This window comes from Endozoicomonas sp. Z74 (genome assembly GCF_057680865.1).
The window spans coordinates 40319-65333 of sequence record NZ_JBLYZI010000008.1; the positions used below are offsets into that span (position 1 = coordinate 40319).

Below are 25015 nucleotides of genomic sequence, written 5' to 3' on the forward strand. Positions count from 1 at the left end.
AAGGTGCGCAGGCGGGGTGTTACCGACACCGTCTGTTTTATCTGCGACCACCACCAGTGCCAGACGCTGGAGCAGTTCCATCGCAGTGCGGGCGGTGACTGGTTCACCATTGAGCTGCCGGACTACACCGGTATGGCTGCCACCATTGCCCGGTTCGACGGACCACTGACCATCAAGCCGGTGCGTGAGTTTTTTGAAATCACCGCGCAGCTGTATCTGCCACAACCGCCGGTGATTCCGAAGGATCAGTTGATGTGGTGGCTACTGGATGCCATCGGTATCCATGACGGTACCTTCGATGACCCGCTGCACCGATTTGTCCATGAGAGCTGGCCGACATTATGGGGAGCCTCGCCATGAGCCGTAATATTGAGAAGGAGATCATTGAAGCCACCGATGAGCTGAAAAGGGATGTCACCCTCACCCATGCCATTGTTACCGGGGACGAGGATACCGTGGTGGAAGTGGCACCAGGGAATACGGTGCGATCCCCGAAAAAAATGGTTGAGGACACCTACGGCGAAACCCAGAAAGCGATTGAGCAGCGGTTCGGCTCCCTGGAAGCGGCCGTCAATCAGGCCCAGACCAGCGCCAGTGAGTCCACGGCTTCAGCCGGTGCCGCCAAAGCGTCAGAGACTGAAGCGGGTAATAGCGCACTGTCTGCCGGGACATCGGCTACCCATGCCCTGGACTCTGAAAACAAGGCCAGGGCCAGCGAGGTGGGGGCTCAACAAGCGGCCTCAACCGCCCAGGGCTCCGAACAGGCTGCCGGGGAAAGTGCCAGTCATGCCAGGACAAGCGAAACGGCGGCGGCCAGTTCGGCGTCAAAGGCGTCAGAGTCTGAAACAGAATCGTCGCAATCGCAGCAGAAGGCGCTTGCCAGTGAAACAAAGGCGCAGCAGTGGGCACAGAATCCAGAGGACGCCGAAGTGGAGCCGGGGCAGTTTTCGGCCTATCACTGGGCAAAAGTGTCCGAGCATTATGGCAGCACCAGTGTCAATGCCCTGGTATTCCGGGGAGCCTGGGATGCCAGCAAGGGGGCGCCACCGGTGTCTGAAACACCGGACTTTTACAAGATTTCAGCGGCCGGTGATATTCAGGGCATTCGTTATGAAACCGGGGACAATATTGTCTGGGACCCGGTGGCAGATGAGTGGTTCCGGATTGACAACAACGACCGGCCGGTGACCGATGACCTGGCGGTTGAAAGTTCGGTGATTGCGGCCTCTGCGTCAGCGGCAAAAAAGCTGGACCGGAAGAAGCTGGACAAGGCGGGGGGCACCATGACGGGCACCCTGGTGGTAGATCAGGCGGGTGTGTTTCCAAAGTTCAACGCAACGTCGGCAAGTCAGTCAGCGGCAGAGTATCCGGCTGGCGTCTCGCTCAGTGTGGTGGATTCAAATCCTGATGAGTGGCCCTTTGGTTACAGCACCGTATTGACGGTGAGAGGGAGTAACACCCAGACCACCCGGATGTTTCAGTTAATCGGTAACAATGGCAGTGACTTTCTGGCCTGGCGTTCGGCGCATAACAATAGTGCAGACCCTGGTTTCTGGAAGCCTTTCAAGAAAATATGGCATGAAGGCAACCAGGGCGCTGGATCGGGTCTCGATGCAGATACGGTGGATGGGTTGCAGGCCAGTCAGCTGGTTCGCTCGGATACCGGTGGTGCGATTGGTGGCAGTATAGAGCTGGCCAGTGGCAAGACCGTCAATATCAACAACGGGGAGCATGACAAGCTGCAGCTGGGTGCCAATGCCAACGGGGTATTTCTCAGGAAAGTGACGGACAGCGGCAATGTCAGTATCGGGGTGGATACCAATAACCAGCCCTGTTACTGGGATGGCTCGTTCAAGCGGTTGTATTACAGCGATTATCACCCGGAGGCGGACAAGGCGAACAAGCTGGGTGAATCGGGGCCGGACGAGTTTGCTGCTCGCAATGCGGTGTCTTTGTCTGCGGTTATTCCACCCGGGGGGCAGTGGTTTACCCTGGCGCAGGTTTCTGACACCCGTTCAGGCCGGTGTTGTGCCCGGTTCCGGTTGATGGAGCGAGTATCGGGTTATCAGAGTGTGGTGGAGTTTTATGCCACGGTGACGTTTGGCCGGGTTCCGTCGATCAATGTGCTGGCCGTATCGGGCTATGGCACCGGCAATGGCTTGATCCAGGGTTTGAGGGTGGTGCTGGATGACAGTGATATCACTTATGGCCATCATCGCTTGCAAGTCTTTCTTCACGACAACAGAAGTGAAACAGAACAAACGCAAGACATTCATTGTGTGCAGTATGAGCAGGACTATCCGTTTGATAACTGGGTGCTGAAGGATCTGAGTGAAACCGGTCTGCCGGATGGGTTTTCGGAGGCGGTGAAGTCGGATCTGACGAAAAGTGGTGGGGTGATGACCACGGGAGAGTTTTACGCTCAGGGTCAACACCGGGTTTACCATGAAGGTTTTCCACCCCCGGCAGCGGATGCCGGGCAGCTGATGGCTACCATGGCCAGGATACCGGAGGCCATGCCGGTCCCGGCCAAATGGCTGCACCTGGACGGGGGCACGTTTGACCAGGCTAAGGCGGCGGAGCTTTACCAGGCGATTGGCAGTGAGACCCTGCCGTTTGTGCCGACCCAGCAGGGCATGAAGGCAATTGTTTACCATGGGGAGGATACGGACCCCAGGACCAGCAGTTATTCCATTCAAGTGAATAAAGAGGCAGTGATTGATTATCAGGCGCTGCCCCGGGGGCTGAACAGTGGAGGAAATTATGACATCTGCGGCCTGGCGGCTTCGGGTGATGTGATTGTGGCGGGGATGGGTGAAGGCTATGCGTCGATCAGCGAGGATCGTGGCAAGACGTGGCTGGCGCTGCCCCGGGGGCTGAACAGTGGTTCGGCTGGCAAAATCCTTACCCTGGCGGCCTCGGGAGATGTGTTTGTGGCGGGGCTTAAGTATGGCTATGCGTCCATTAGCGAGGATCGTGGCAAGACTTGGCGGGCACTGCCCCGGTGGCTCAATAGTGGAGCGACATCGGGTGACATGGATCTCAATTACCTGGCGGCTTCGGGTGACGTGATTGTGGCGGTGATGGGGGAAGGCTATGCGTCCATCAGTGAGGATCGTGGCAAGACTTGGCGGGCACTGCCCCGGTGGCTCAATAGTGGATCGACATCGGGTGAAATCTTCCGCGCGGCGGCTTCGGGTGATGTGTTTGTGGCGGGGATGGAACAAGGCTATGCGTCCATCAGTGAGGATCGTGGCAAGACATGGCGGGCACTGCCCCAGTGGCTCAATAGTGGAACGACATCGAGCCACATCTACGCCCTGGCGGCATCGGGTGATGTGTTTGTGGCGGGGCTTAAGTATGGCTATGCGTCCATCAGTGAGGATCGTGGCAAGACGTGGCGGGCACTGCCCCAGTGGCTCAATAGTGGAGCGACATCGAGCCACATCTACGCCCTGGCGGCTTCGGGAGATGTGTTTGTGGCGGGGCTTAAGTATGGCAATGCGTCGATCAGTGAGGATCGTGGCAAGACATGGCGAGCACTGCCCCGGTGGCTCAATAGTGGATCGACATCGGATAACCTCTGGGAGCTGGAGGCCTCCGGGGATGTGTTTGTGGCGGGGATGGGTAATGGCTATGCCTCCCGCATGACTCTTACCTACCCCTCTGGTAATCACTCCAACACCCAACTAATCGACTTCGGTGTGGTGGCCAAAAATACCCGTTACGTTAAACCGAACCCCTACGGCAATAATACCCCGGTGGATGTAGTGGCGGAAATCCAGGTGAATGGTGTCTGGGGGCCGCCTTACAGTTTCTGGGATGACACCCAGGGCAAAGGTTGTGGGGTGATGGCCTCTTACATTGAAGGCGAGGGCATTGTGGTGCAGACCAACCAGAGCTATGTAGCCTGGTCGAGTCCGGTCCATAGCAGCAGTGCCCTGCCGTTGACCAGTTCCCTGACTTCTGCCCCCTGCCACGTTCGCGTCACCCTGATTTAGGAAATACCTTCCATGGCCATGAAGTATTTTTCAAAGCCCGGAACCTCAGAACAGCGGGTGTTGGATGAGGGCATGTCAGCCCCGGACGGGTTTATCGAGATGCAGTACCAGCGACCCTGGGAGGGTGACTGGATTTCAACAAAGGAAGGTGAGTGGATACCGGATAATTCATCACTGAATAGTGGTAATTCTGAAGCCCGGGCAGACCGGGAACTGGTGAAATTGCATGAGACTGACCCCAACGGGGCATTCAAAAAGCTGTTGGACAATGTGATACGAGGCAAACAGGAGATTGATCTATGAAGCTTCAATACGATGCCAGAATGGCACTGGGACAGGTACTGGCCGAAGGTGTCAGTGCGGTGATTGAGGGCGAGTACAAGATTGACCGGTTTTATCGTTCGTTCCGGCGGATGGATGCCGATGATGCCCAGCGGGATCTGAAGGTGAATGATTTTGAGGGCATGAAAAAATGCCTGAAGGATTTGCTGGATATACTGCAGGACGATGGTTTTCAGGATAATTTGTACGCCCTGGATCAGGGTTGAACCCGTCCATGACCTGGCTGCCCTGCAGCTGCCTGAGTGACCCCCGCCGAACAGGAAGCCTACGCCAACGCCGATGACACAAGGGTGATGCTCTATACCCTGGAGCTGAACCACCCGCAGTTCACCGAACCGTTGCGCATCGTTGCCGACAATGACCCGTTGACCGCCGAGATCGAGACCGGCGACACCGTCCTGTTTACGCCGTTTTTCTTCAGCCTGAAACGCCCGCCCATTTCTGAAGAACCGGACCCCAGCCTACAGATTACCGTGGACAACGTCAGTGGCTTTATGACGCCATACCTGGACATTGCCAGCCGCACTGGCGACAGCATCCATGTGATTTTCAGGCCGTACCTTATCGAAGAGGGCGAGCAGGGCGACACCGTCACCCGCCTGAGCCATATCAAGCTGGGCATCCGCAACGCCAGCGCCAATATGACCAGCGTCACCCTGACCGCAGCCCACATCAACCCGGCCAACCTGCCGTTCCCGAAAGAGAACTACACCAGTGACCGCTTCCCCGGCCTGGCATGAGTACATCGGCCGCCCCTGGGTCAACGGCACCCGTGACTGCTGGACCCTGGTGCGGGATGTCTACCGGGACCACCTGGGCATTGACCTGCCCGCCATTGTCATTGACGCCGAAAACCTGCGGCAGGTGCTGCACGCGTTTGAGGACCCGGCCAACCTGTCACCCTGGCAGCGGATACCGGTGCCCCAGCACCTGTGCCTGGTGTTCTTTACGCCCGGACACCACCGCGCCACCCACTGCGGCCTGTGGCTGGACATCAGCGGCGGCCGGTTCCTGCACTGCCACCGCCGCGCCGGAGTGGTGCTGGAGGACCGCATTACCCTGGAGCTCAATGGCTGGTGTAATCCGAGGTTCTATCGGCACGTCAGCTGTGATAAAACCGCCGTTTTTACAAGCGGTGGTGATGGTCATGTTCAAGCGAATTCTGGTGATGATGGCGGTGGTATGGGTGGCGGGGTGTACGAGGTCATCGATTATTGATCACAACATAAGTCTTGGTCGTTATTCATTCATACCATCAGATTCTCAAGATTTTGATTATCACGTCAGGATTGAACGTGATGTCGATTTTGGCTGGGATACGTCAAAACCCGGCGACAGGATGAAAGTTATTCGTCAAATGCTCGGCAGTGCTTGCCCAAATCCAATTCTAATAGAAGAGCACTTTTACCCACGTGCAGATTCAGCAATAGGCATCCAGCGCGGGCATTATCAAATCAAGGTTTCCTGCCCAAACTAAGCCCGATCCCAATTGGGCTGTTTACTTCCTATGAACAAGCCCGAAGTCTACTGGTTAGATAACCCTTTCGATTTTAACTCAGTCACCCGTTACGCCATCGACCAGCCGCTGACCATCCGTCAGTGGCTGGACGACCATGGCGGCGAGGCGCGGCTCAACCGGTTGCCCACGGTGTGCGTCTACAGCGGCCGTGAGCTGCTGAGGGCCGAGTATGACCAGCCCATTGACGGGCCGGTTTGTTTTGTCACGCTGCCCACCGGTGGGGATTCCGGTACCAATCCGTTGGCGGCCATTGCCATGATTGCCCTGACGGTGTGGACCGGTGGCCTGGCTGCGGCAGGGTTTATGGGCCTGCAAGCTGGCTCGTTTGCTGCTGGCATGGCCGCCAGTGCCATCATGGTTGGCGGCGCCATGCTCATCAACGCCGTGTTCCCACCCCCCGGCCTGCCCAACAGCGCCACGCCGTCCACCGGTTCGCCCACCTACGCATTGCAGGCCCAGGGCAACGCTGCCCGCCTCGGCTCGCCGATCCCGGTGAACTACGGGCGCATGCGGATTTATCCCGACTTTGCCGCCCAGCCCTATACCGAGTTCGAGAGCAATGAGCAGTACCTTTACCAGCTGTTCTGCATCGGCCAGGGGGAGAACCGGGTATCGGACATTCGCCTGGACAATACGCCCATCGAGAACTTTGCCGAGGTCAGCACCGAGATTGTGCCGCCTTTGGGCAAGGTGACGTTGTTCCACACCGCCGTGGTCACCGCACCGGAGGCGGGCGGGCAGGAGATGAGCAAGCCCATTACCCTCGGCCCGTACACCCTGAACGACCAGGCTACCGAGATCAGCCGCATTGCCGTGGACATGGTGTTCCCGGGTGGGCTGATGGGCGTCAATGAAGACAACGGCGATGAATACACCATCGGCGTGCATCTTCAGATCACAGCCGAGGCCATTGACGACGCCGGTGAACCGACGGGAGAGGGCGCCAGTATTTTCAATGGCGGTATCAGCGGCTGCACCCGCACGGCCATCCGCCGCACCCTGGCCGCAGACGTCGCACCCGGCCGCTACCGGGTCACGGTTCAGCGCCATACCGGTGAATCGCCGTCCAACGAGGTCACCAACTGTTCCCTGGGTGCCATCAAGGGCTACCTGGTGGATGACAACGAATACGGCGACGTGACCCTTCTGGCCATGCGGGTCCGGGCCAGCGCCAACCTGTCCGACAGCGCCAGCCGACTGGTGAATGTCCTGAATGAACGGCTGATCCCGGTCTGGTCCGAACAGGGCTGGAGCCAGCCGCAGTTAACCCGCAACCCGGCCTGGGCGTTTGCCGACGCGGTTCGATCGCGCTACGGGGGCGACTTTGCCGACCGTGAGATTGACCTTCAAGGCCTCCTGTATTTAGGGGGCCTTTTTGATTCCAGGGAAGACCGGTTTGACGGCCGCTTTGATACCGAGCAGTCCCTGTGGGATGCCCTGGGCAAGATCGGCCAGGTGTGCCGAAGCGGCCCGGTGCGACAGGGCAATAGGATCCGCCTGATCCGCGACCAGCACATCGAGACCCCCGCGCAGATGTTCGGCATGGCCAACATGAGCGACTTCAGTGTCGATTACGTCATGCACGATGACCGCACCGCCGACGCGGTCAAGATCACTTACTGGGACGAAGAGCGGGACTATGCCGAGACCACGGTGCTGTGCCAGCTGCCCGATGACACCGCCGACAACCCCCAGGAGGTGACCCTGTTCGGCTGCACCCGGTACGAGCAGGCCTGGCGCGAGGGCATGTACCTAGCCGCCAGCAACCGGGAACGGCGGCAGATGGTTAGCTGGACCACTGGCCTTGAAGGCCACATTCCCACCTTCGGTGACCTGGTCATCATCAACCATGACCTGCTGGGCGCGGGTCAGCTGTTCGGCGGTGTGGTGCTGGCGAAAGAGGGCGCGGTGCTGACCCTGTCGGCGGACGTGAAGCTGGACGGTGAGCACTGGTACCTGATCCTGCGGGATCGCCACGGTCAGCCCTCGGCTCCCATTGCCATCGAGCAGGGCGCGCCGAACCAGGTGCGGGCGCTGGATACCCTTCCTTATATAGAAGAAGACAGCACCCGGGAGCCGACCCATTACCTGATCGGCCAGGGCAGCAAGGTCAGCTGGCCGGTGAAAATCACCGCCATCACCCCGGAGGCGGACAACAAGGTCAACATTGCCGGGTGCATTGAATCCGAGTTTGTCCATACGGTGGATCAGGGCAAGATCCCGCCACCGCTGCCCAAACCCAAGCCGCAACCACCCGGCCTCAAGATTGAAGACCTGCGCGCCACCCAGGGCGGTACCGTGGGGCAGCCGGTGATTTTCCTGAGCTGGGCGCTGGCGGTGGGTGCCGACCGCTACCTGATTGAGTACAGCACCGATGGCCGACAGACTTGGCAACCGGCGGGCAGCGGCCAGTCGTTTATCAACCAGCATGAGTTCACCGCCGAGGCCGGGCTGATTACCTGCCGTGTCGCGGCGGTAGGTGCGGTGCGCGGTGACTGGGCCAGCATTGACGTCAATGCCGGTTCGGACTTCGACACCCCGGGCAAGGTGCTGCCGGTGCTGGCCGAGCCGTTCACCGGGGACGCCCTCAAGGTGCGTTGGGACAAGGAACCCGCTGCGGCGCAGTATCTGGTCGAGGTGTGGTCCCTGGGTGCCATGGTGCGATCCCTGTACCTGGACCGGGCCATCACCGACTACCAGTACCACTACCGCGACGCACAGCAGGACGCGGCCGGTCGCACCCTGACCGTCAAGGTCAGCGCCCGCAATGCCGAGGGCGTCACCGGTGAGGCGGGCGAGCTGACCGCCACCAACCCGCCACCGGGCATACCGGACAACGTCCAGGTGACCGGGCTGCTGAACACCCTGATGGTGCAATGCACCATGGCCAGCGACCCGGACATCCGGGAGCTGCGGGTCTATGGCGAGCAGCACAGCGGCTTCACGCCGTCAGCGGGCAACCTGCTGGCCAGCTCGCCCAATGCCCTGATGAGCGTACCGGTGCCGGTCAACACCCACTGGTGGGTGAAGCTCGCCTGGGTGGACCACTGGGGTGCCACCGACCTGGCGTTCAGCGGTGAGTTTGAGGCCGAGGCGAAGCAGATCACCGAGACCGAGATTGGCCCGGACAGCATCAGTACGCCCATGCTCAAGGCGAATTCAGTGGCGGCGGGCAAGGTGGCGGCGGATGCCATCACCGGCCGGGAGATTTCATCGGCGACGACCATTACCGCAGGTAGTGGCCAGCACCAGGCAGGCATGAACGGGGCCAGCAAGACGGGCAATACTGAGCTGGACAACATCCGATTCTGGGCGGGGGCGGATCAGGCGCAGGTAGAAAACGCACCGTTCCAGGTGCTGGGCGACGGCTCCATGAAAGCCCGCAACGGGGATTTTGCCGGCGTCATTTCGGCGACGGACGGCACCTTTCAGGGCACGGTCAATGCCACCACCATGACCGGGTCCGCCATCAACAGTACCACCATTACCAGCACCACCATCGACGGTGCCACCATGACCGGCGGCGTGATTATTGGCTCGACTATTTATACCGGACAGGAGCTGTACCTCTGCGACCCCATGGGTGATGGTGAGACGACCTATTACGTGGACAACCCGCAGGTGCCGGTGGGCTGTGAACCGCTGGTTCTGGCGCAGCGGGTACTGATGGATATACCGGGCTGGCAGACCCGCCAGATTGTCATGCCGTTGTACGCCGCGTCCTATAACCTGGGACCGATACGCACCAACCGGCTGCGGTGGAATGCCATCGCCATCAATGAGATCCGGATTTACACGCAGGCGCTGGGCTCCGTGGATGGGGATTCCTGGTACACCTTCCAGATTGTGAACCCTGAAGACATCACCGATGTCTGGCATGAGGTGGGTGAGTTTGGATTTTATAAAACGTTTGGCCAGACCCACACCGCGACCCTGGCCAATAACCTGCAGTGGAAGGCAGACCATGTGCGTCACCAGTACTGCCTGTGGCAATTTCAGAAACCCAGCGCGGCCAACTACAACGCCACCCGCGCCACCAAAACCGACGGGCTGATGGTGGTCCAGATCAGAAACAATGACTGGCAGACCCTGAGAACCACCATTGATATTCCCGCCATCGACAACGCTCTTCATCCATGAACACCAAACGCCCATTCAAGTTTCTCGGCCCAGACGGCACGGTCGAGACCGACGTCAGCACGGATTACCTGAAAAGCCTGGGGCTGGATGACGGGCAGATCCGTCAGCGCCAGCAACAACAGGAGGCGCACCTGTGCTCCGAGGTCTGGTTCGAGCGCCAGTGGCGGGATAGCGAACTGCTGATGACCGACAAGCTGATGCCGGAGGATGCCACCTATAAAGGACAGAAGGTGCGCGGCAGTGACCGGCACCGGGAGATACTGGACTATCGCCAGCGGCTTCGGGACTACGATTTGAAATACCAGCCGAGGCCACAACGACCAGACTGGTTTGATGAGCTGCAGGGTTGATTGCGGTCTATTATTGTCCTTTTGCTCACAGGGACCCACCCATGCCTTCCCTTCACGATACGGTCCAGGCCATCCGTGACCTGGTCGACCCGGCCAGCACCGTCACCTGTTTTGAAAACAGCCTGTTACTGGCGGAACTTCACCTGAAACCGGATCACAAGGTCTCGGTCTGCCATGCTCTGAACCGGCTGCTGAAACCTTTGTCCGACAATATACAGATCATCCTTGCGGTCCTGGATGACGATGATGATCGCTATGCCCGGCTGATCGGCAAGGGACTGGGTGCCAATGAAGTGAACACGGACAAGCTATTCTGACAGGGTCCCCGCTCTGACGGGCTTCAAGTCCTCCGGTTCGCCGGAGGCACCCTGCGCCTGAGCACCGACGGCAGCTCTGAATAACATCCCTTGCAGCAATGCCTGAACCCATCCACCGAGCGCTTGTCCCGGTACCAGAACTCGCGGGTCAGCGGATAAAACTCACCGCACCGGTTGCAGTATTTCTGCACAGCGGTGTACTGCTCGCCATTCACATCCACTTTCATACCGCTATACTCCCACCTGAGTAGACGTTTCCCTGCGGCCACCCCTGACATCACCGCTGGCCGCAGTCTTTTCCCTTCCTGTCTTCCCTCCTGTTACTGTCTTCCATTATTCTCTTTCGCACCCATGTCCCTGGCGTCACGGATAGCTGTTGACAGCGCCTGACAGACGTCGGTGCTTTTGCCTCTAGCAAAGACCAGTGAGCTTTTGTGGCTGAACTGAATTTCAGCGCAGTAGATACCGCATTGTTCCTCCTCTATTGATACCCGTCCCAGCTGCTCTGCGGTTCGCCACAGGCGGTCCATGATGTCTCCAGAGTGTGGGTGTGAGCTCATGTCCATTTATACAGTCCTCCGACCTGGTGATGAATCATTGCCACCACCGGCCTGCGGGCGCGGTGGGTTATCTCATGCTGGAGCCAGCACTCCAGGGTCCACAGGTTATGCTCGCGACGAATCCGTTTAATGCACTGTTTGAGATTGCCGTCCATCGGCGATTTTTTTGCTGCGATGGTCAACATTTGCATGGTGAAACCCTCTCACAGACAGATGGTCCGGCAGGTGCTTCAGGGCAATGGCCCGTGCCTGCCGACGGCATTCGTTCAACAGCTTCACCGGTGTTTGTAGTTGCCGGGCTTTCTCCTCCTGCGTGCCCGGTACGCCGTAAAGGATGACCAGGACCGCCACCGGCTTCGGTCCCAGCTCCAGGGTCAGGTGACTGTCCAGCGCCGCCAGCTGGCTGGCAATAAAGCCGGACCACAACGGCTGGCTGCCGGCACGCCAGGTGCCTGCCGGTTCGCGAAAGCGGACCACCACACAGTCACCGGTGCTGCCGTCCAGGGAGGCATAGCTCTGGCGCCAGTCCGCCCAGTCCTCAAGCAGCCGGTCAATGGCATCGATGCGACGGCGCATGGCCAGGCTCCCGAATAAACAGGCTGTCCGAGGACATCAGGTACTGGCAGAACAGTGCCACGTCCATGCGCACGCAGCCGCGCACGTCGTCCTCCGGGAAAAAACGGTGGGGGTGCATCAGCACCTGCCAGGATTGCTTGTCGGCCCGAAAGGCCAGCACCGGCACCTTGCCCTGGTCGGCGGCGTTTTGCTGGCACTGCTGCCACCAGTCGCGCAGCTGGTACTGGCTGACGGTCCTGTGGCGCTTGATCTCAATGCTGTAGTCATGGGTGCCGGTGTCGTCACCGCCGTCGCGACTCTGGCCCAGATTGCGCTTCAGCTGCACCTGGCCGTCGGTGAGCTGCAGCACGGTGTTGATGAACTCCCGCTCACCGCAGGCACCCTTGCGGCGGGCTTTCTTGCCGGCACTAGATTTCATGGCGCAGGCCCATCAGGGTTTCCAGTTCATCCGGGCGAATGCTGCACAGGCCACGGGCGGTGCCATCAGGAAGCTTGCGGATGCGTCCGCCCTGGCTGAGATAGCGCCGGGTCTGGCGGCGGATCAGGCGGCGCTGGGTCTGTTTCGGATGGCTGTCCGGTTTCATGGTGGTCTCCGAAGGCTTAGAATGGCGGGGTCTGCTGCAAATGTTTATCACTTGCTAAACCTGTGGTAGGCTGATCCCGCTCGTCCGACCTGGCTAGTAACCAGTGCAGGGCGGGATCATTTCTCGTTTGGGGCGGCGTGCGTAATGCCGGGCGTCCTGATTCATACAAGACTCGTCAGAGAAAAGATCAGGGGGCTGCTTGCAGGCTTTACTAGCGCCCGGCGCCCTGACTCTCCTCTGAATCACTCGATCGCTCTTCCTTAATCAGTCGCAGAATGCCTTTGCACATGATTTTTGTGTTCCTTACCACCTGGTCCGGAGGCAGATCTTGATCAACCAGCAATTCGTGAATGAACTCAGGCAGTTTGCTGATCTTTCTGGCATAGATGGGCTCGGTGTACATTGTCACCCTCCCGTTGACAGCATCCGCCGACCTTCTTCGGTCAGCGTCAGCTGGATGGTTGGCCGACCGCGTCGACCACTGGATTGCCGCTCCTGGCGAACCAGGGGTGGCGTGAAATTGAGGCACCAGTCCAGGGCGTGGCTCAGTTCGTCCTGGCGGATGCGGTTGTTAAACCAGCGATAAAGGTCCGTATGAGTACAGGTATAATTCGGCGGCTGGCAGAGTTCACCGATGGCCTGGACCGCCATCAAACCCATCTGGCGGCAGCGTTCCGACAGCTGCTGCTGGTTAAAATAGCGGTAGGCAAAGACCACCGAGCGACGGCTGTAGTCCGACCAGGCCAGTGCCGAGGCCAGGTGTTCACGATTCACCAGTGGCTGGCCATTAAGCAGGGCCATCAGGGACGACAGGATCAGCACATGCAGCCGGTGACGGCGACACAGCACCCGCACCAGTTCACAGTCCGGCGGGTTGACCAGCTCCGGATAGGACTCAATCCACAGCGCCCGGGCCTCATCATCAAGCTCGATGGCCGTGGCCTGCTCCGACTGTTTCCGGTAATGGGTTTCCCACTGCCCGCACCGGGCCATCAACACGGCCTGGGCCAGTTGTTGCGCCAGCGATTCCAGCCGGTCTTGGGGGATCGCCTCGGGGATGGGCACACGCCGTTCGGTGCGTACCCACAGCATCAGGGTCCGGTTCAGCATGCCGTTGACCGTCATCACCGCTCCCTGGTCATGGCCGGTGAGCTCGCCCGGGGTGATGTTTCCTACCAGAACGAAAAAGGGATCACTGACGCACACCCGGTCGCGCTTGGTCAGTGGCCGGATGGTTTTGCCGTCATAGGCGGTGCGCAGTACATGGCTGAGGGTATTGCCCTGGCGCTGCGCCTGGTTCAGGACATTGCCAAACTCACTTTCCAACAACAAAAATCGTTTGTCGGCCACCTCGACGGGCGGTTCATCCTTGCCCATCTTCAGCCGGTCCGCCTTGGCCGCCGCCAGACCCTCACCGGAGGAGAGGCCGCCGTCGTGAATGTCCAGCCAGGCATACTCCGGTATGCCATTGGCTTCGCCGCGCTGCCAGGCCTGGCCATGGTGGGTCTGCAGAATCTGTTCAACCCGGTGAAACAGGCGGCGCGGGCCATGCTCAGAGGCACCCTTGCCCTGGCCGGAAGGGCCGACCAGCAAAAAATAGTCATTCAGAAGGCGCCGCTCATCACCCAGCTGGTAATAGCGCAGGGGGCCGACCAATGCGCTGAACCAGGCGAGGGTATAGGTGGCGACCGCGACGGCCACCGCCTCACTGTGGGCACAGCACAGGTCAACCACATCCTTGAGCACACCGCAGAACAGGTCGTCCGTGGCCCTCGGTGGCGAGCGATCGGCCAACGGTTCGGATTCAAGGTCGCGGAACCATTTCGCCTTGTTGCGTTCTATATCCACAAGACGGTTGATGCCCGGTGCGTCGCTAAGCTCGCCGTTGGCGCTGAGGGTGGTTTTCATGGTCGGTAGAAGAGGCATCGGTCGGTGGGCCAGTAGCGTACCGACAGCATTTTTGGTCGGTCAGCCAGCAGTTCGCCGCAAAGTAATATATCCTGAAGGGCGGTGAGCGGGCAGAACAGGATGAGCACCAGGTCAAGGCCAGCCACTGGCCAGTGGTAGCGGGTGACTTGGTCCGGGTCTGGCAGGCAAACGCAGGGCAGCCGCTGGCGACGGGCGTGCCGGTAGCACTCAGGTGCGCCGGTGAGTATCATCAGCAGCCCGAGTGCGCCAAAGGACTCAGGCCAGAGCGGTGGCAGCGGCCTAGTCACAGGGATAAAACAGGGCCGGGTCAAGGCCGTGTTCCTTGCAGTATTTGAGGATTTGGCGCACGGTGCGGTGGCCGTGCCTGTGCTCCAGATGGTGAATGACCGGAGGGCTGACGCCGATTTCACTGGCCAGCTCATTCAGAGACAGCTTGCGCTGATGCCGGTAGCGTCGTAAATCACTGTTAGAAATACTGCTCATGATGAAAATTATTCAATAAAAATCAACATGACGATTAAAGACTACTAATTAAAAATCAGCAAAAAGAAAAAATGACTTTTACTCTTATCAAAGCCTGGCAAACGTTTACTGGAGCAGTTATGACAACATGGCAGGATCGGTTCCATGAATGCCTGGCGGAATCGACGCACGCAACGGTCAAAGAGGCCTGCGACGCAGCAGGGATGACACCCTCAACGTTTAACAGTGCATTGAAAAGCGGGCGCCTTCCCAAGCCATCCACCATGGAGAAAATGGCCAGGGCACTGAACACCACCACCCAGTACCTGATGTTTGGTGACAGCAGCCTTGAGGTGCCGGTCTCCTTTGTTCCGTTGTTGAACCGCAGCCATCTGGATGACTGGTATCACCGCAAGAGCATCAAGAACGTTCAAAAAATGCCGGCACCGATAGAGTTGTCAGCCGATGCCTTTGTCTGGAAGATTGATACGCCGTCCATGGAACCTTGTCTGCCACGGGGAGCGCTGGCCTATTGTGAGCCGCCGCCCGAGGATCTTGACGAGCTGGATTACCTTCGTCGCAATCTTGTGCTGTCGGTGAGTTCAAGCATCCGAAATACCAACCAGCCTGTACCACGGGAGCAGTCAGGCTGGGATCAGTACGTTCTGGACTTCAGCACGCTGTGCCTGCATGAGCTGGTTATGTCGTCTGAGCGGCACCGGCTGGTCTGCCCACATGAGGCCTTCCCAGCGCTGTCACTCAGTAACCGGGCCATTGTGGCCGTGGTAAAAAGCGTGACTCTGGTTTATTAGATTAATAATCGTATTAAAAATATTTTAGTTAGAATATTTTATAAAAATACGTATTGACGATTTTACGAAACGAAAAAGCAATTCTAACTTTCAGTGCTCCATCCCCAACGGAGCACTGTTATGCACCGTTATACCCCCGCAGACTTCACCCCCGGCCTGGTGGCCTACGGCCACCCGGAACACCGCTACCGATCGGACCCCGGCATCAGCTCCAGCCAGGTGAAAACCCTGGCCCTCAAATCTCCTGCCCACTACCGGCATGAATACCTGGGCGAACCGGTGACCCGGCGCGAAAGCGACGCCATGAAAATCGGCTCCATGACCCACTGCCTGGTGCTGGAGCCAAACCAGTTTGACCAGCGTTACCCGGTGGCACCACAGCCGGAGGACTTCCCAGGCGCACTGCACAGCGTCAAGGACATGCGCGAATTCTGCACGGAGCATGACCTGAAAAAGACCGGCAGCAAGGATGAGCTGACCGAGCGGATTCTCACCCACTACCCGGACACGCCCATCTGGTCGCAGATTCTGCTGGCCAGCGAACAGAAGCAGCGCACGGTCAAGCCCGAGCTGGTCGACAAGGCCCGGCGCATGGCCGACAGCGTGCTGGCCCATCCCGAGGCAGCGCAGCTGCTCAGCCGGGGTGAGGCCGAGGTCAGCGTCTGGGGCGAGCAGGACAGCGAGCTGATCAAGTGCCGGTGTGACTGGTTGCGCAAGGCCGACCACCTGTGCATCGACCTGAAGACCACCGACTGCGCCAGCCCGTCCGCGTTCAGCCGGTCCATCAGCAAGTACGGCTACCACCTGCAGCAGGCCCACTACCTGGCCACGCTCAACAGTGCTGGCATCGACTGCGACGCCTTTGTGTTCATTGCCGTGGAGAGTGAACCGCCCTTTGTGGTTCAGGTATACACTCTGGACGGCCCCGGCTGCGAACTGGCCCGTGAGCGCTGGCACCTTGCCATGGAACGGCTGCACCAGTGCCGGGTGAGTGACACCTGGCCTGCCTATACCACCCGAACCGAGCTGGCGCTGCCGGCCTGGGAGTTCAAACGTGACTGACAAGGCAACCAGTGAACTGTGCGTTGACCGGCTGAATGAGCTGGGCGCGATCCTGGAACAACCGGGCGAGCATTCGCTGCACCTGTGGCTGGAGTTTGCGCTGCACAACCTGTCGGACCAGCTGGACAGCATCAACCTGCGCATGGTCAACCTGAACACCGAAGCCCAGGCATTGTGCCAGGCGATTGAAGCACTGGCCCATGCGGTGGACCATACCCACCGGGCACTGTTCGAGGCCAATGAACTGCTCAACCACAAGGCGGTGCTATGAACAACGAACTGATGACCCAGCAGAATGTGCTGGGTGATATGGACGCCCTGGACCGGGTCACCCGGTTTGCCGAGCTGATGGCCGGCGGCAAGGCCACGCTGCCAGAGTGCCTGCAGGGTAATTCCAGCGACTGCCTGGCGGTGTGCCTGCAGGCTCAGGCCTGGGGGATGAATCCCTATGCCGTGGCCCAGAAGACCCATCTGGTCAAGGGCAAGCTCGGCTATGAGGCACAGCTGGTCAATGCGGTCATCAACCGCCATGCCCCCATTGAGGGACGCCTGCAAGTGAGTTGGTCCGATGGCTGGGAGCGGATCACCGGCAAGCACAAAAAAATGAAGGGCAACAAGGGCGATTATCTGGCTCCTGGCTGGAACGACCAGGACGAGGACGGCCTGTGGGCCGAGGTCAGCGCCACCATGAAGGGCGAAGACCAGCCCCGGGTGCTGCGGTTGATGATGTGCCAGGCCTGGCCACGGCATTCCACACTGTGGGCCACCGACCCGAAGCAGCAGCTGGCCTATGCCGCCATCAAGCGCTGGGCGCGGCTGCACTGCCCGGACGTCATCCTGGGCATCTACACGCCGGAGGAGCTGGAGGCATCCACCGAAGAAAAGGACGTGACCCCGGCCAGCCGGGTGGCGGCGGTTTTGGCGGAAGGAGAGCCACTGGCCGCCCGCAAGGAGAGTGACTCGCCGCCCGCAGGGACAGTTACTGGCCAGTACATAGAGCACTCACAGGAAACTACACAGGACAGTGTTAATGAGGCACCTGAAAACCGGGCTGAAGTCTTTAAGCTGCGGGTGCGTAAAAGCATGCGGGAAAACGGGCAGGTAGTGGATCGAGAACCCAATGAAAGTGACCGGCTCCACCGGGATATGTGCCTGGAGATGATCAATAACTGCACCTCCGCTGAAGAGCTGGCCGAGGCCGGTGAGTTGATCAGTGGTGCCCACAGTGTCCTGCATGCGGATTTTGTGGATGAGGTAAGGGCGGCGTTCAAGCAGAAGCGGGAGGCATTGAAAGATGAATAAAACGGCACTGACTGAGCAGAAGTTTCTGGATCAGGATCTGACCATGACGTCGCTGGAAATTGCCCGGCTGACTGAAAAGATTCACAAAAATGTGCTCAGGAAAATCCGGGAACTGGCTGGAAAGGGCGTCATACGGGGTTTAGCTCAAATTGAGCAAAAGTACGAAAGTCCCAGACAGGGTGGCCGACCCATGAAAATCTGCCGATTGAACAAGGTGGAGTCTATTAACCTGGTAGCCAGCCTGTGTCCGGTGTTCACCGCACGAATTATCAACCGCTGGCTGGAGCTGGAGGAGCAGGCGGTCACGCCCTGCTACCATCAGCTGCAGTCGTTAACGGTTGACATGCAGGTCAGTGAGCGCCTGGGCCAAATTGGCAGCGGCCTGATGAATGAGCGCAGGCGAAACAAACGGAAGCTGGCCAGGCGAGAGCAGGTATTGCTTTGTGGATGTCAATTGCGGCTGGATATGGAGGCGTTGAAATGATTGAAGCAGTGGTTGATTACAAGCAGCTGCAGTTTCTGCTTTACCAGGACGGCCATCAACTGGCCAACCCGCTGCCGGATGAGGTGCAGCGGGTGGTTGTTTCTAAGATTATTGATGATGTTTGCAATGAGTTCAGGAGCCAGTGTCTTGCCCAGAAGTTTGAGGATCGGCCGCCAGGCCTGAGTGAAAAGCTTCAGAATTGAACGTCACGTCACGCCATTTCACCCAGTCCCCGGATTTTCGGTCAATGATCAGAATCCGGGTTTTATCGTTATGAAACGTCAGAATCATAACAATATCGTCGTCCTTCACCTCTAGCGGCAGAGTCTGTCCAGTCTCACTACGATTGTAACTGTGAAAGAAAATCCGGATCTGCTTGAAGGTCTTTTTGACAATCTGCCGGATCAGCAGCCGCGCCTCCTCATCCATTGAATGGATTTTGTCCTTCACCGCCTGCCACTGTTCAATCACGTCACTGGACTTGTGGCGCTTCAGGTAACGCAGCTCACCCTCCAGTTTTTCAATGTCTGCCTTTTTCTGTTGCAGCTTGGTGCGCATGCGCTTGAGGATATTGGTCAGCTCCTCGAGGTCGCCGCCGTTCATGACAAACGCCTCTATGGAATTCTCGGTGTTGGTGATGCCTGTTTCGTACTTGACCGCCTCGGCCTGCAGGCTGGACAGCCTGGCCTTCAACGCCAGCGTCTGGTCGGTGTCGTCGTTGAGGATGGCACCCAACTCCATCTGGTCAGCGCAGTAGTCCAGGAGGGCGCGTTCGATGGGAGCGGTTGGTATGCTGCGCAAGCCGTTTTTTTCAGCAGGTTTGGATATGTAGCAGGGCTTTTTGCTTGACTCTGAATTGCATCGTAGTCTGCGCAATCCGGATGTGACTTTGTATTTTTTTTGCTTGTAAGAGCGAGCATTATGGTTTTGCGCAATGATGGATTCTCCACAATGGCCGCAGTATGCGACACGTAAACCTGTAATAATTCCTGGATTCTTTTTCTGACCTTTGGTTGGTGCTCGACGATTGATGGCAATTTGCAATTCTTCAAACTCTGATGCACTCAGGATTTCTGGATAGTAATTATTGATTGTGTACTGCGTAGAACGAACTGTAAGCGTTTTAACGCCAGATAATGTTGGGCTACGCACTATTTTGCCCACATAGGGGATATACCATTTTCGGTTTCTGTTAAAAGTGGGGTGATGTTCATTGAGAAAATTGCAGGTTTTGCTAGATCCCCAGCCTTTCATAAATTTGTCAATAATCAGCCGCACTATATCTGCCCGCTCCGGTATCAGGTCGAAGCCGGTCTTATCCTTGTTTGGCTGAACCCATAAAGGATCTCTGCCGTTACGGATAATCTTGCCGCAGCCATGCTGCTGCCAGTGCTTGATCTGGGCGACGATGGCGTCCTTCACCCGGTCGCTTTTGTGCTGGCTTTCCTGGTTGGCCCGAACCATTTCGATCAGGCTTTCAAACAGCGTGAACGGGCTGGCGTCGATGGACTGTTTGGAAAACTCCCGACCGTTGTTGGCCGTCACCAGGGTGATATTGCTATTGATGATGTCCATGAACCGGGGCAGGGCTTCGGTGATGTTGGCCCGGCTCAACCGGTCCAGATTCTCAACAATCAGGATCGAGCCAGGCTGGACCATGCCCTCTTCAATCGCCCTGAAAAACACCCCCAGGGCACCCTTCTGAATGTGTTTCTGGTGATAGGCTGACAGGCCTTCGTCACGCATGCTTAATGTGTCGTCTAGTAGCAGATTGTGCTTTTCTGCGTACTGGCGTGCATAGTCTGTCTGTCTGGCCAGACTGTGCCCGTCTTTTTGTTCGGGCGTACTAAAACGCATGTAGGAGTAGACTTTTCTGTTCATCTTTTAACCAATTTGAATTAACTCGTGATTTAATTCGTATGTAATTCGCAGTTTTTAGCGCACCTAAGTTATTGAAAAATAAGGGTTTTAATTAATTCTTTTTTTCTGCCTAGATGTAAGTATAAGTGGGTATTTGGGTTTGTGTATATAATATGGTTTACGGATGCCCCTCCAAAACAGTCAATAAAAATAAGGGCGGGGCTATTCTGCTCCGGGAACCTGACCGGGTATACGATATTGTCAGGGCCGTTCGGGAAGCCGTGCCGGAATCTCTACCGGTGACGGCCAAAGTCCGTCTGGGGTATGAAGACAAATCCCTGTTTCTGGAAAATGCCAGGGCTGCTGAGCAGGCAGGTGCTTCGGAGCTGGCAGTGCATGCCCGCACCCGGGCCGAAGGCTATCGGCCCCCTGCTCACTGGCAATATGTGGGGCGTATCCGGGAGCAGCTGACCATACCGGTGATTGCCAATGGGGAGATCTGGACGCATAAGGATGCGGATGAATGTCGACGGGTTACGGGCTGCGCTGACTTAATGGTGGGGCGAGCCTCACTGGTGACACCCAATATTACCGAAATGATCCGCAGGAGAACGGGGCCGATGCCCTGGTTGTCGGTGGTTCGCCTGATTCTGCAGCTCAGTGAAAGGGACCGGGAGAATGGCAAGTGGCAGTATCATCCATCCCGTTTGAAACAGTGGCTGAATTACCTCCGCAAGGCCTACCCTGAGGCCCAGGCGCTGTTTGAGCGTGTCCGTGCACTCCGGGATGGGGAGGCTATTCTTTCGGTTCTTCAGCAGGTTACCGGCTACAAGTAATCAGGGCGACGTTTCCGGCAATGCTCATCGGGTGGGCGTTATGATTACTTATGAGCTCTATGTTGCTCCAGCCCGCCCAACTGTATTCGGCAGGACTATGCCAGCAAACAGGTGCAGTGGTATTTCCGGCGACTGACGGCCAGGGGGAGAGAAGCGTACCGGAGTGTTCCTGTAGTTTGAAGGCAGGAGTTGTGGTTAATGGGATGATTCTTTACTTTAGGTGAATCTGGATTTACTATTAGTTAATTGGCGGTTATGCTGCACCTATGTATGAAGTGATCTACCTGCGCCAGGCGGCCAGGGCTCTGCGAAAGATTCCTCCGCCACAGCGTGCCAGGATTCAGGCAGCGATTGATACCCTGCCGCAAGGCAACGGGCATATCAAGAAGCTGAACGGCGAGCCGGGCTATCGAATGAGAGTAGGTGAATGGCGCGTCATTTACGACATTGACCACGGCCGGTTGATTATTAACATCATCCGGATAGGGCCAAGAGGTGGTATTTACAAGCACTGAGAAAACGGTATGGAAATTCTTAAGCATGAAGGAAAACCGGCGTTTGTGGTGATTCCCTACGCTGAGTTCCTGTCAATCCAGGAGAAACTGGAGGAGCTGGACGATGCCCGGATGTATCGGGAAGCCAAGGCCGCACTGGCCGGCGGTGAGGATGAGCTGGTCCCGGCCAGTGTGGTGGACCGGCTGCTTAACGAGAATCCGGTGCGCGTCTGGCGGGAGTACCGGGGTCTGAAGCAGAATGATCTGGCCACTTCAGTTGGTATTACGCCGTCATTGCTGAGTCAGATTGAAAACGGCAGCAAGCAGGGCTCGCTGGAGACCCTGAAGAAGCTGGCGCAGGCGCTGAAGGTGGATCTGGATGATTTGGTATGAGCCTGGTTTATCGGTTTATCCCGCCACAGATTGCCGCGATAAGGATGGCCGCATCCTGGTAAAGTTCCATGACTTTTCCTGGGGTGGTCAGTACCGCTGGCTTATGAAACTCCGGATTAATGCGCGTTCGTCTTCCCGGAGAAAGCCCTGTGTGGCTCAATGCCCTCTTCATGGCAAGCTTCAAGAAAAATCTTCAGAGATAGCTCACCTTCCCTACGCAGGTTTTTTACGTCTTCTCCATAAAAATCAGCACCACCGTTAAGGCCGACATACTCTCCGCGAAACAGCTCTATATCGGGGTCATAGGTAATCACGGCGATGTATCCGTCAATGCTCATCTGGTTAGCGTTATGATTGCTCATGGTTTAACTCCATGTTGTTCCAGCCAGACACGGATAATGGTGGCCACGCCTTTATCCGTGTCTGGGGACGGGTGAAGGCGCCCGATTCATTGATATAAATCCATGCATTTTACGGTTGCACGGGGCAATCTACGGACTCCATCATGGCATAGTCTGGATGACTGATTGCTTATTACCCTATGTAAAGTAGAATACCTGCGCCGGGAGCCTGTCGGACTTATGCTTTCGAGCATAAAATTCAGTAGAACGAGTCAAATTTTTCGATGGATTCGTGCGAATAGTCGGCCTATTTAATCGAATTCATCGAAAAATCTGGCCGTTCTTTCTGGATTTTAGGCCGAAATTGTCGTAAGTCTGACAGGCTCCAGGGTCCATGGAAGGCGACACTGTCAGGCAGTAAAAGTACAGTACAGAGAACAAGAAGGGCTTCGGTCAGTCAATGATATTGCCGGGCCTTCAATGACAGCCATTAAAAATAACCAGGCAAAGGACTTACTTGATGACTCCATCGGACCTGATCACAGAAGGCTCAAGCCTGATGCTGTTTGGAATGGGTTTTGTTTTCCTGTTCCTGACAATGTTGGTACTGGTAACCAGCCTGATGTCCAGGGTGATTGGCCGGTATTTTCCTGAGCCGTTACCCTCCAGTGTGCCTGCAGCAGCCAGGCAGAAGACACCCGTTTCACAATCGCCTGCGACCCCTCAAACTGAGCTGGTTGCGGTGATCAGTGCTGCCATTCGCATGCACAGAACCAGAAAAGAACCAACCGATAAAAGTTAATAACCGGGGGAATTAAGGGTTATGTCTGAGATCAAGAAGCCTTTGGCGGGGAGTGGGCCTGTGGGTAACTGCCAGCCACTGGGTATTACTGATGTGGTTCTCAGGGATGCGCATCAGTCGCTGTTTGCAACCCGTATGCGCATTGAAGATATGCTGCCCATTGCCGAGCAGCTTGATCAGATCGGCTACTGGTCGCTGGAGACCTGGGGCGGGGCCACCTTTGATGCCTGCATCCGGTTTCTGGGGGAAGATCCGTGGGAGCGTCTAAGGGCACTGAAAAAAGCAATGCCCAATACCCGCCAGCAGATGTTGTTGCGGGGACAGAACCTTCTTGGCTACCGGCATTATGCGGACGATGTCGTTGACAAATTTGTTGAGCGGGCGGTGGCCAATGGTATGGATGTCTTTCGGGTATTTGACGCCATGAATGACCCCCGTAACCTGATGCAGGCCATGAGGGCCGTGAAGGAACAGGGGGCTCATGCCCAGGGCACGATTTCCTATACCACTAGCCCTGTGCACACCATGGACAATTGGATTGCCCTGGCGAAGCAGATTGAAGACCTGGGGGCTGACTCGCTTTGTATCAAGGATATGTCCGGGATCATCACGCCATCGGACGTCTATGAAATGGTATCCCGCCTGAAACAGGAAACGGACCTGGAAATTCAGCTGCACTGCCACGCCACATCGGGTCTGTCGTCTATGTCTCTGCTTAAAGCGGTAGAGGCCGGCATTGATCGTGTGGATACCGCCATTTCATCCATGTCCATGACCTATGGTCACTCACCAACGGAAGCCATTGTTGCAGCCCTGGCCGGAACTGAACGTGATACCGGGCTCGATCTCAATAAGCTGGAGGAGATTGCCGCTTATTTTCGGGTGGTTCGCAAAAAGTACGCGAAATTTGAAGGCCAGCTGCGGGGGGTAGACTCGCGGATTCTCATCGCCCAGGTGCCCGGAGGCATGCTGACCAATATGGAAAGCCAGCTGAAAGAGCAGGGGGCCAGTGACAAGTTTGATGAGGTATTAAAAGAGATCCCCCGGGTTAGGGAAGATCTTGGCTTTATACCTCTGGTGACGCCTACCTCACAGATTGTCGGTACCCAGGCGGTGTTGAATGTCCTGACCGGTGAGCGTTACAAAACCATCTCCAAGGAAACCCAGGGAATTTTGAAAGGTGAGTATGGCGCTGCGCCTGCTCCTTTTAACAGCGCGCTGCAGGAAAGAGTGCTGGAGGGAGGGGAAGCTATTACCTGTCGTCCAGGCGATCTGCTGGAGTCTGAATTTGACCGATTGACGGATGAGCTGGAGGGGCTGGCCAGTGAGAAAGGGCTGACCCTGGCAGAGAATAAAGTGGATGATGTTCTGACCTATGCCCTGTTCCCCCAGGTTGGCCTGAAGTTTTTGCAAAATCGGGGCAACCCGGATGCCTTTGAGCCGGTGCCGGGTTCTGAGCCTGCGGTTGAAGTACCTGCCAAAACGGCTTCCCCGGCGGCCAGTGAAAACTGCGTCTACACGGTCAAGGTCAATGGCAGTCTATACACCGTAGAGGTTGCCGAAGGGGGAGAGGTTACCCAGGTCGCTTCAACAACCTCCACTGCACCGGCAGCTAACCCTGTTGCGGATGAACAGGGGGAACCCATGCCAGCGCCTCTGGCCGGTAATATCTGGAAGGTGAATGTGGCTTCCGGTCAGCAGGTTCAGGAAGGGGATGTAGTGCTGATTCTGGAGGCCATGAAAATGGAAACGGAAGTCCGGGCACCCCGGACAGGCCGTGTGGCATCGGTTAGCGTTCGTGAAGGCGACAGTGTTGCGGTGGGTGATACGCTGCTGGCACTGGCTTGAT

At 57.4% G+C, this 25015-nt stretch carries 30 protein-coding genes; 19 read left to right on the forward strand and 11 right to left on the reverse strand.

What is annotated here, in order from left to right:
- Nucleotides 1-3 precede the first annotated feature (3 nt).
- The 9 genes from ACNRUY_RS03820 (at nt 4) to ACNRUY_RS03860 (ending at nt 10669) form a co-directional block, all read left to right on the forward strand.
- Nucleotides 4-360, forward strand: coding sequence for a hypothetical protein (locus ACNRUY_RS03820; protein WP_488110319.1), 357 nt, complete (start codon nt 4-6; stop codon nt 358-360).
- Nucleotides 357-4001, forward strand: coding sequence for a WD40/YVTN/BNR-like repeat-containing protein (locus tag ACNRUY_RS03825; RefSeq protein WP_488110320.1), 3645 nt, complete (start codon nt 357-359; stop codon nt 3999-4001). The genes ACNRUY_RS03820 and ACNRUY_RS03825 overlap by 4 nt, the downstream gene beginning before the upstream one ends.
- A 12-nt stretch (nt 4002-4013) precedes the next feature.
- The gene (locus ACNRUY_RS03830) at nt 4014-4304 is read left to right on the forward strand and encodes a hypothetical protein (protein WP_488110321.1); all 291 of its coding nucleotides are present in this window, start codon (nt 4014-4016) and stop codon (nt 4302-4304) included.
- Complete coding sequence (locus ACNRUY_RS03835) at nt 4301-4549, forward strand: hypothetical protein (protein WP_488110322.1); 249 nt, start codon at nt 4301-4303, stop codon at nt 4547-4549. Before ACNRUY_RS03830 ends, ACNRUY_RS03835 begins: the two co-directional genes overlap by 4 nt.
- A gap of 36 nt (nt 4550-4585) precedes the next feature.
- Nucleotides 4586-5083, forward strand: a complete 498-nt coding sequence (locus ACNRUY_RS03840) for a DUF1833 family protein (protein ID WP_488110323.1) — start codon at nt 4586-4588, stop codon at nt 5081-5083.
- A complete protein-coding gene (locus ACNRUY_RS03845; RefSeq protein ID WP_488110324.1) occupies nt 5058-5561 on the forward strand; it encodes an NlpC/P60 family protein in 504 nt (167 codons plus the stop codon). The genes ACNRUY_RS03840 and ACNRUY_RS03845 overlap by 26 nt, the downstream gene beginning before the upstream one ends.
- Nucleotides 5562-5850: 289 nt before the next feature.
- Entirely contained in the window at nt 5851-10002 is a 4152-nt protein-coding gene (locus tag ACNRUY_RS03850; protein WP_488110325.1) for a host specificity factor TipJ family phage tail protein, read from the forward strand.
- Nucleotides 9999-10352: a hypothetical protein gene (locus ACNRUY_RS03855; protein ID WP_488110326.1), complete on the forward strand. Its 354-nt coding sequence runs from the start codon at nt 9999-10001 to the stop codon at nt 10350-10352. The genes ACNRUY_RS03850 and ACNRUY_RS03855 overlap by 4 nt, the downstream gene beginning before the upstream one ends.
- A gap of 41 nt (nt 10353-10393) precedes the next feature.
- On the forward strand, nt 10394-10669 hold the full coding sequence (locus ACNRUY_RS03860; protein ID WP_488110327.1) for a hypothetical protein: 276 nt from the start codon (nt 10394-10396) through the stop codon (nt 10667-10669).
- A gap of 23 nt (nt 10670-10692) precedes the next feature.
- Here ACNRUY_RS03860 and ACNRUY_RS03865 read toward each other — a convergent pair whose 3' ends face one another.
- The 9 genes from ACNRUY_RS03865 to ACNRUY_RS03905 form a co-directional block, all read right to left on the reverse strand.
- A complete protein-coding gene (locus ACNRUY_RS03865; protein ID WP_488110328.1) occupies nt 10693-10896 on the reverse strand; it encodes a hypothetical protein in 204 nt (67 codons plus the stop codon).
- 93 nt (nt 10897-10989) lie between these two features.
- Complete coding sequence (locus ACNRUY_RS03870; protein WP_488110329.1) at nt 10990-11235, reverse strand: hypothetical protein; 246 nt, start codon at nt 11233-11235, stop codon at nt 10990-10992.
- Nucleotides 11236-11355: 120 nt separating this feature from the next.
- The gene (locus ACNRUY_RS03875) at nt 11356-11805 is read right to left on the reverse strand and encodes a hypothetical protein (RefSeq protein ID WP_488110330.1); all 450 of its coding nucleotides are present in this window, start codon (nt 11803-11805) and stop codon (nt 11356-11358) included.
- A complete protein-coding gene (locus ACNRUY_RS03880; protein ID WP_488110331.1) occupies nt 11780-12223 on the reverse strand; it encodes a putative PDDEXK endonuclease in 444 nt (147 codons plus the stop codon). Before ACNRUY_RS03880 ends, ACNRUY_RS03875 begins: the two co-directional genes overlap by 26 nt.
- Entirely contained in the window at nt 12213-12440 is a 228-nt protein-coding gene (locus tag ACNRUY_RS03885) for a hypothetical protein (protein WP_488110332.1), read from the reverse strand. Before ACNRUY_RS03885 ends, ACNRUY_RS03880 begins: the two co-directional genes overlap by 11 nt.
- A 160-nt stretch (nt 12441-12600) precedes the next feature.
- Nucleotides 12601-12792, reverse strand: a complete 192-nt coding sequence (locus ACNRUY_RS03890; RefSeq protein ID WP_488110333.1) for a hypothetical protein — start codon at nt 12790-12792, stop codon at nt 12601-12603.
- A gap of 2 nt (nt 12793-12794) precedes the next feature.
- The gene (locus ACNRUY_RS03895) at nt 12795-14315 is read right to left on the reverse strand and encodes a DUF3987 domain-containing protein (protein ID WP_488110334.1); all 1521 of its coding nucleotides are present in this window, start codon (nt 14313-14315) and stop codon (nt 12795-12797) included.
- Entirely contained in the window at nt 14294-14605 is a 312-nt protein-coding gene (locus ACNRUY_RS03900; RefSeq protein WP_488110335.1) for a hypothetical protein, read from the reverse strand. Before ACNRUY_RS03900 ends, ACNRUY_RS03895 begins: the two co-directional genes overlap by 22 nt.
- The gene (locus tag ACNRUY_RS03905; RefSeq protein ID WP_488110336.1) at nt 14598-14801 is read right to left on the reverse strand and encodes a helix-turn-helix domain-containing protein; all 204 of its coding nucleotides are present in this window, start codon (nt 14799-14801) and stop codon (nt 14598-14600) included. The genes ACNRUY_RS03900 and ACNRUY_RS03905 overlap by 8 nt, the downstream gene beginning before the upstream one ends.
- A 119-nt stretch (nt 14802-14920) precedes the next feature.
- Between ACNRUY_RS03905 and ACNRUY_RS03910 the strand changes: the two genes are divergently transcribed.
- The 5 genes from ACNRUY_RS03910 to ACNRUY_RS03930 all read left to right on the forward strand — a co-directional run bounded on the left by ACNRUY_RS03910 (nt 14921) and on the right by ACNRUY_RS03930 (nt 18440).
- Complete coding sequence (locus tag ACNRUY_RS03910; protein WP_488110337.1) at nt 14921-15592, forward strand: helix-turn-helix domain-containing protein; 672 nt, start codon at nt 14921-14923, stop codon at nt 15590-15592.
- A 120-nt stretch (nt 15593-15712) separates the two neighbouring features.
- Complete coding sequence (locus ACNRUY_RS03915) at nt 15713-16654, forward strand: PD-(D/E)XK nuclease-like domain-containing protein (protein ID WP_488110338.1); 942 nt, start codon at nt 15713-15715, stop codon at nt 16652-16654.
- Complete coding sequence (locus ACNRUY_RS03920; protein ID WP_488110339.1) at nt 16647-16925, forward strand: hypothetical protein; 279 nt, start codon at nt 16647-16649, stop codon at nt 16923-16925. Before ACNRUY_RS03915 ends, ACNRUY_RS03920 begins: the two co-directional genes overlap by 8 nt.
- Entirely contained in the window at nt 16922-17956 is a 1035-nt protein-coding gene (locus ACNRUY_RS03925; protein ID WP_488110340.1) for a RecT family recombinase, read from the forward strand. The genes ACNRUY_RS03920 and ACNRUY_RS03925 overlap by 4 nt, the downstream gene beginning before the upstream one ends.
- Nucleotides 17949-18440 (forward strand): Rha family transcriptional regulator, encoded by a 492-nt coding sequence (locus ACNRUY_RS03930; RefSeq protein WP_488110341.1) that lies wholly within the window; start codon nt 17949-17951, stop codon nt 18438-18440. Before ACNRUY_RS03925 ends, ACNRUY_RS03930 begins: the two co-directional genes overlap by 8 nt.
- Before the next feature lie 132 nt (nt 18441-18572).
- On the opposite strand, the gene ACNRUY_RS03935 is transcribed toward ACNRUY_RS03930, so the two are convergent.
- On the reverse strand, nt 18573-20321 hold the full coding sequence (locus ACNRUY_RS03935; RefSeq protein WP_488110342.1) for a recombinase family protein: 1749 nt from the start codon (nt 20319-20321) through the stop codon (nt 18573-18575).
- A 152-nt stretch (nt 20322-20473) separates the two neighbouring features.
- Between ACNRUY_RS03935 and ACNRUY_RS03940 the strand changes: the two genes are divergently transcribed.
- From ACNRUY_RS03940 to ACNRUY_RS03950, 3 genes are all read left to right on the forward strand, one after another.
- Complete coding sequence (locus tag ACNRUY_RS03940) at nt 20474-21136, forward strand: tRNA-dihydrouridine synthase (RefSeq protein WP_488110343.1); 663 nt, start codon at nt 20474-20476, stop codon at nt 21134-21136.
- Nucleotides 21137-21402: 266 nt separating this feature from the next.
- A complete protein-coding gene (locus ACNRUY_RS03945) occupies nt 21403-21651 on the forward strand; it encodes a type II toxin-antitoxin system RelE family toxin (protein WP_488110344.1) in 249 nt (82 codons plus the stop codon).
- A 9-nt stretch (nt 21652-21660) separates the two neighbouring features.
- Complete coding sequence (locus ACNRUY_RS03950) at nt 21661-22023, forward strand: helix-turn-helix domain-containing protein (protein ID WP_488110345.1); 363 nt, start codon at nt 21661-21663, stop codon at nt 22021-22023.
- Nucleotides 22024-22139: 116 nt separating this feature from the next.
- On the opposite strand, the gene ACNRUY_RS03955 is transcribed toward ACNRUY_RS03950, so the two are convergent.
- Nucleotides 22140-22385, reverse strand: coding sequence for a type II toxin-antitoxin system HicB family antitoxin (locus ACNRUY_RS03955; protein ID WP_488110346.1), 246 nt, complete (start codon nt 22383-22385; stop codon nt 22140-22142).
- A gap of 499 nt (nt 22386-22884) precedes the next feature.
- Between ACNRUY_RS03955 and ACNRUY_RS03960 the strand changes: the two genes are divergently transcribed.
- Together ACNRUY_RS03960 and oadA are read left to right on the forward strand one after the other, a co-directional pair.
- The gene (locus ACNRUY_RS03960) at nt 22885-23166 is read left to right on the forward strand and encodes an OadG family protein (RefSeq protein WP_488110347.1); all 282 of its coding nucleotides are present in this window, start codon (nt 22885-22887) and stop codon (nt 23164-23166) included.
- A gap of 21 nt (nt 23167-23187) precedes the next feature.
- Nucleotides 23188-25014 (forward strand): sodium-extruding oxaloacetate decarboxylase subunit alpha, encoded by a 1827-nt coding sequence (gene oadA, locus ACNRUY_RS03965; RefSeq protein ID WP_488110348.1) that lies wholly within the window; start codon nt 23188-23190, stop codon nt 25012-25014.
- The last annotated feature ends 1 nt before the right edge of the window (nt 25015 follow it).

Bases quoted from the DNA above. Each gene is read 5' to 3' on its own strand.
- ACNRUY_RS03825 (WP_488110320.1), top strand. From the start codon at position 357: ATGAGCCGTAATATTGAGAAGGAGATCATTGAAGCCACCGATGAGCTG.
- ACNRUY_RS03830 (WP_488110321.1), top strand. From the start codon at position 4,014: ATGGCCATGAAGTATTTTTCAAAGCCCGGAACCTCAGAACAGCGGGTG.
- ACNRUY_RS03835 (WP_488110322.1), top strand. From the start codon at position 4,301: ATGAAGCTTCAATACGATGCCAGAATGGCACTGGGACAGGTACTGGCC.
- ACNRUY_RS03850 (WP_488110325.1), top strand. From the start codon at position 5,851: ATGAACAAGCCCGAAGTCTACTGGTTAGATAACCCTTTCGATTTTAAC.
- ACNRUY_RS03855 (WP_488110326.1), top strand. From the start codon at position 9,999: ATGAACACCAAACGCCCATTCAAGTTTCTCGGCCCAGACGGCACGGTC.
- ACNRUY_RS03860 (WP_488110327.1), top strand. From the start codon at position 10,394: ATGCCTTCCCTTCACGATACGGTCCAGGCCATCCGTGACCTGGTCGAC.
- ACNRUY_RS03865 (WP_488110328.1), bottom strand. From the start codon at position 10,896: ATGAAAGTGGATGTGAATGGCGAGCAGTACACCGCTGTGCAGAAATAC.
- ACNRUY_RS03870 (WP_488110329.1), bottom strand. From the start codon at position 11,235: ATGGACATGAGCTCACACCCACACTCTGGAGACATCATGGACCGCCTG.
- ACNRUY_RS03875 (WP_488110330.1), bottom strand. From the start codon at position 11,805: ATGCGCCGTCGCATCGATGCCATTGACCGGCTGCTTGAGGACTGGGCG.
- ACNRUY_RS03880 (WP_488110331.1), bottom strand. From the start codon at position 12,223: ATGAAATCTAGTGCCGGCAAGAAAGCCCGCCGCAAGGGTGCCTGCGGT.
- ACNRUY_RS03890 (WP_488110333.1), bottom strand. From the start codon at position 12,792: ATGTACACCGAGCCCATCTATGCCAGAAAGATCAGCAAACTGCCTGAG.
- ACNRUY_RS03895 (WP_488110334.1), bottom strand. From the start codon at position 14,315: ATGCCTCTTCTACCGACCATGAAAACCACCCTCAGCGCCAACGGCGAG.
- ACNRUY_RS03905 (WP_488110336.1), bottom strand. From the start codon at position 14,801: ATGAGCAGTATTTCTAACAGTGATTTACGACGCTACCGGCATCAGCGC.
- ACNRUY_RS03910 (WP_488110337.1), top strand. From the start codon at position 14,921: ATGACAACATGGCAGGATCGGTTCCATGAATGCCTGGCGGAATCGACG.
- ACNRUY_RS03915 (WP_488110338.1), top strand. From the start codon at position 15,713: ATGCACCGTTATACCCCCGCAGACTTCACCCCCGGCCTGGTGGCCTAC.
- ACNRUY_RS03925 (WP_488110340.1), top strand. From the start codon at position 16,922: ATGAACAACGAACTGATGACCCAGCAGAATGTGCTGGGTGATATGGAC.
- ACNRUY_RS03930 (WP_488110341.1), top strand. From the start codon at position 17,949: ATGAATAAAACGGCACTGACTGAGCAGAAGTTTCTGGATCAGGATCTG.
- ACNRUY_RS03935 (WP_488110342.1), bottom strand. From the start codon at position 20,321: ATGAACAGAAAAGTCTACTCCTACATGCGTTTTAGTACGCCCGAACAA.
- ACNRUY_RS03940 (WP_488110343.1), top strand. From the start codon at position 20,474: ATGGTTTACGGATGCCCCTCCAAAACAGTCAATAAAAATAAGGGCGGG.
- ACNRUY_RS03945 (WP_488110344.1), top strand. From the start codon at position 21,403: ATGTATGAAGTGATCTACCTGCGCCAGGCGGCCAGGGCTCTGCGAAAG.
- ACNRUY_RS03950 (WP_488110345.1), top strand. From the start codon at position 21,661: ATGGAAATTCTTAAGCATGAAGGAAAACCGGCGTTTGTGGTGATTCCC.
- ACNRUY_RS03955 (WP_488110346.1), bottom strand. From the start codon at position 22,385: ATGAGCAATCATAACGCTAACCAGATGAGCATTGACGGATACATCGCC.
- ACNRUY_RS03960 (WP_488110347.1), top strand. From the start codon at position 22,885: ATGACTCCATCGGACCTGATCACAGAAGGCTCAAGCCTGATGCTGTTT.
- oadA (WP_488110348.1), top strand. From the start codon at position 23,188: ATGTCTGAGATCAAGAAGCCTTTGGCGGGGAGTGGGCCTGTGGGTAAC.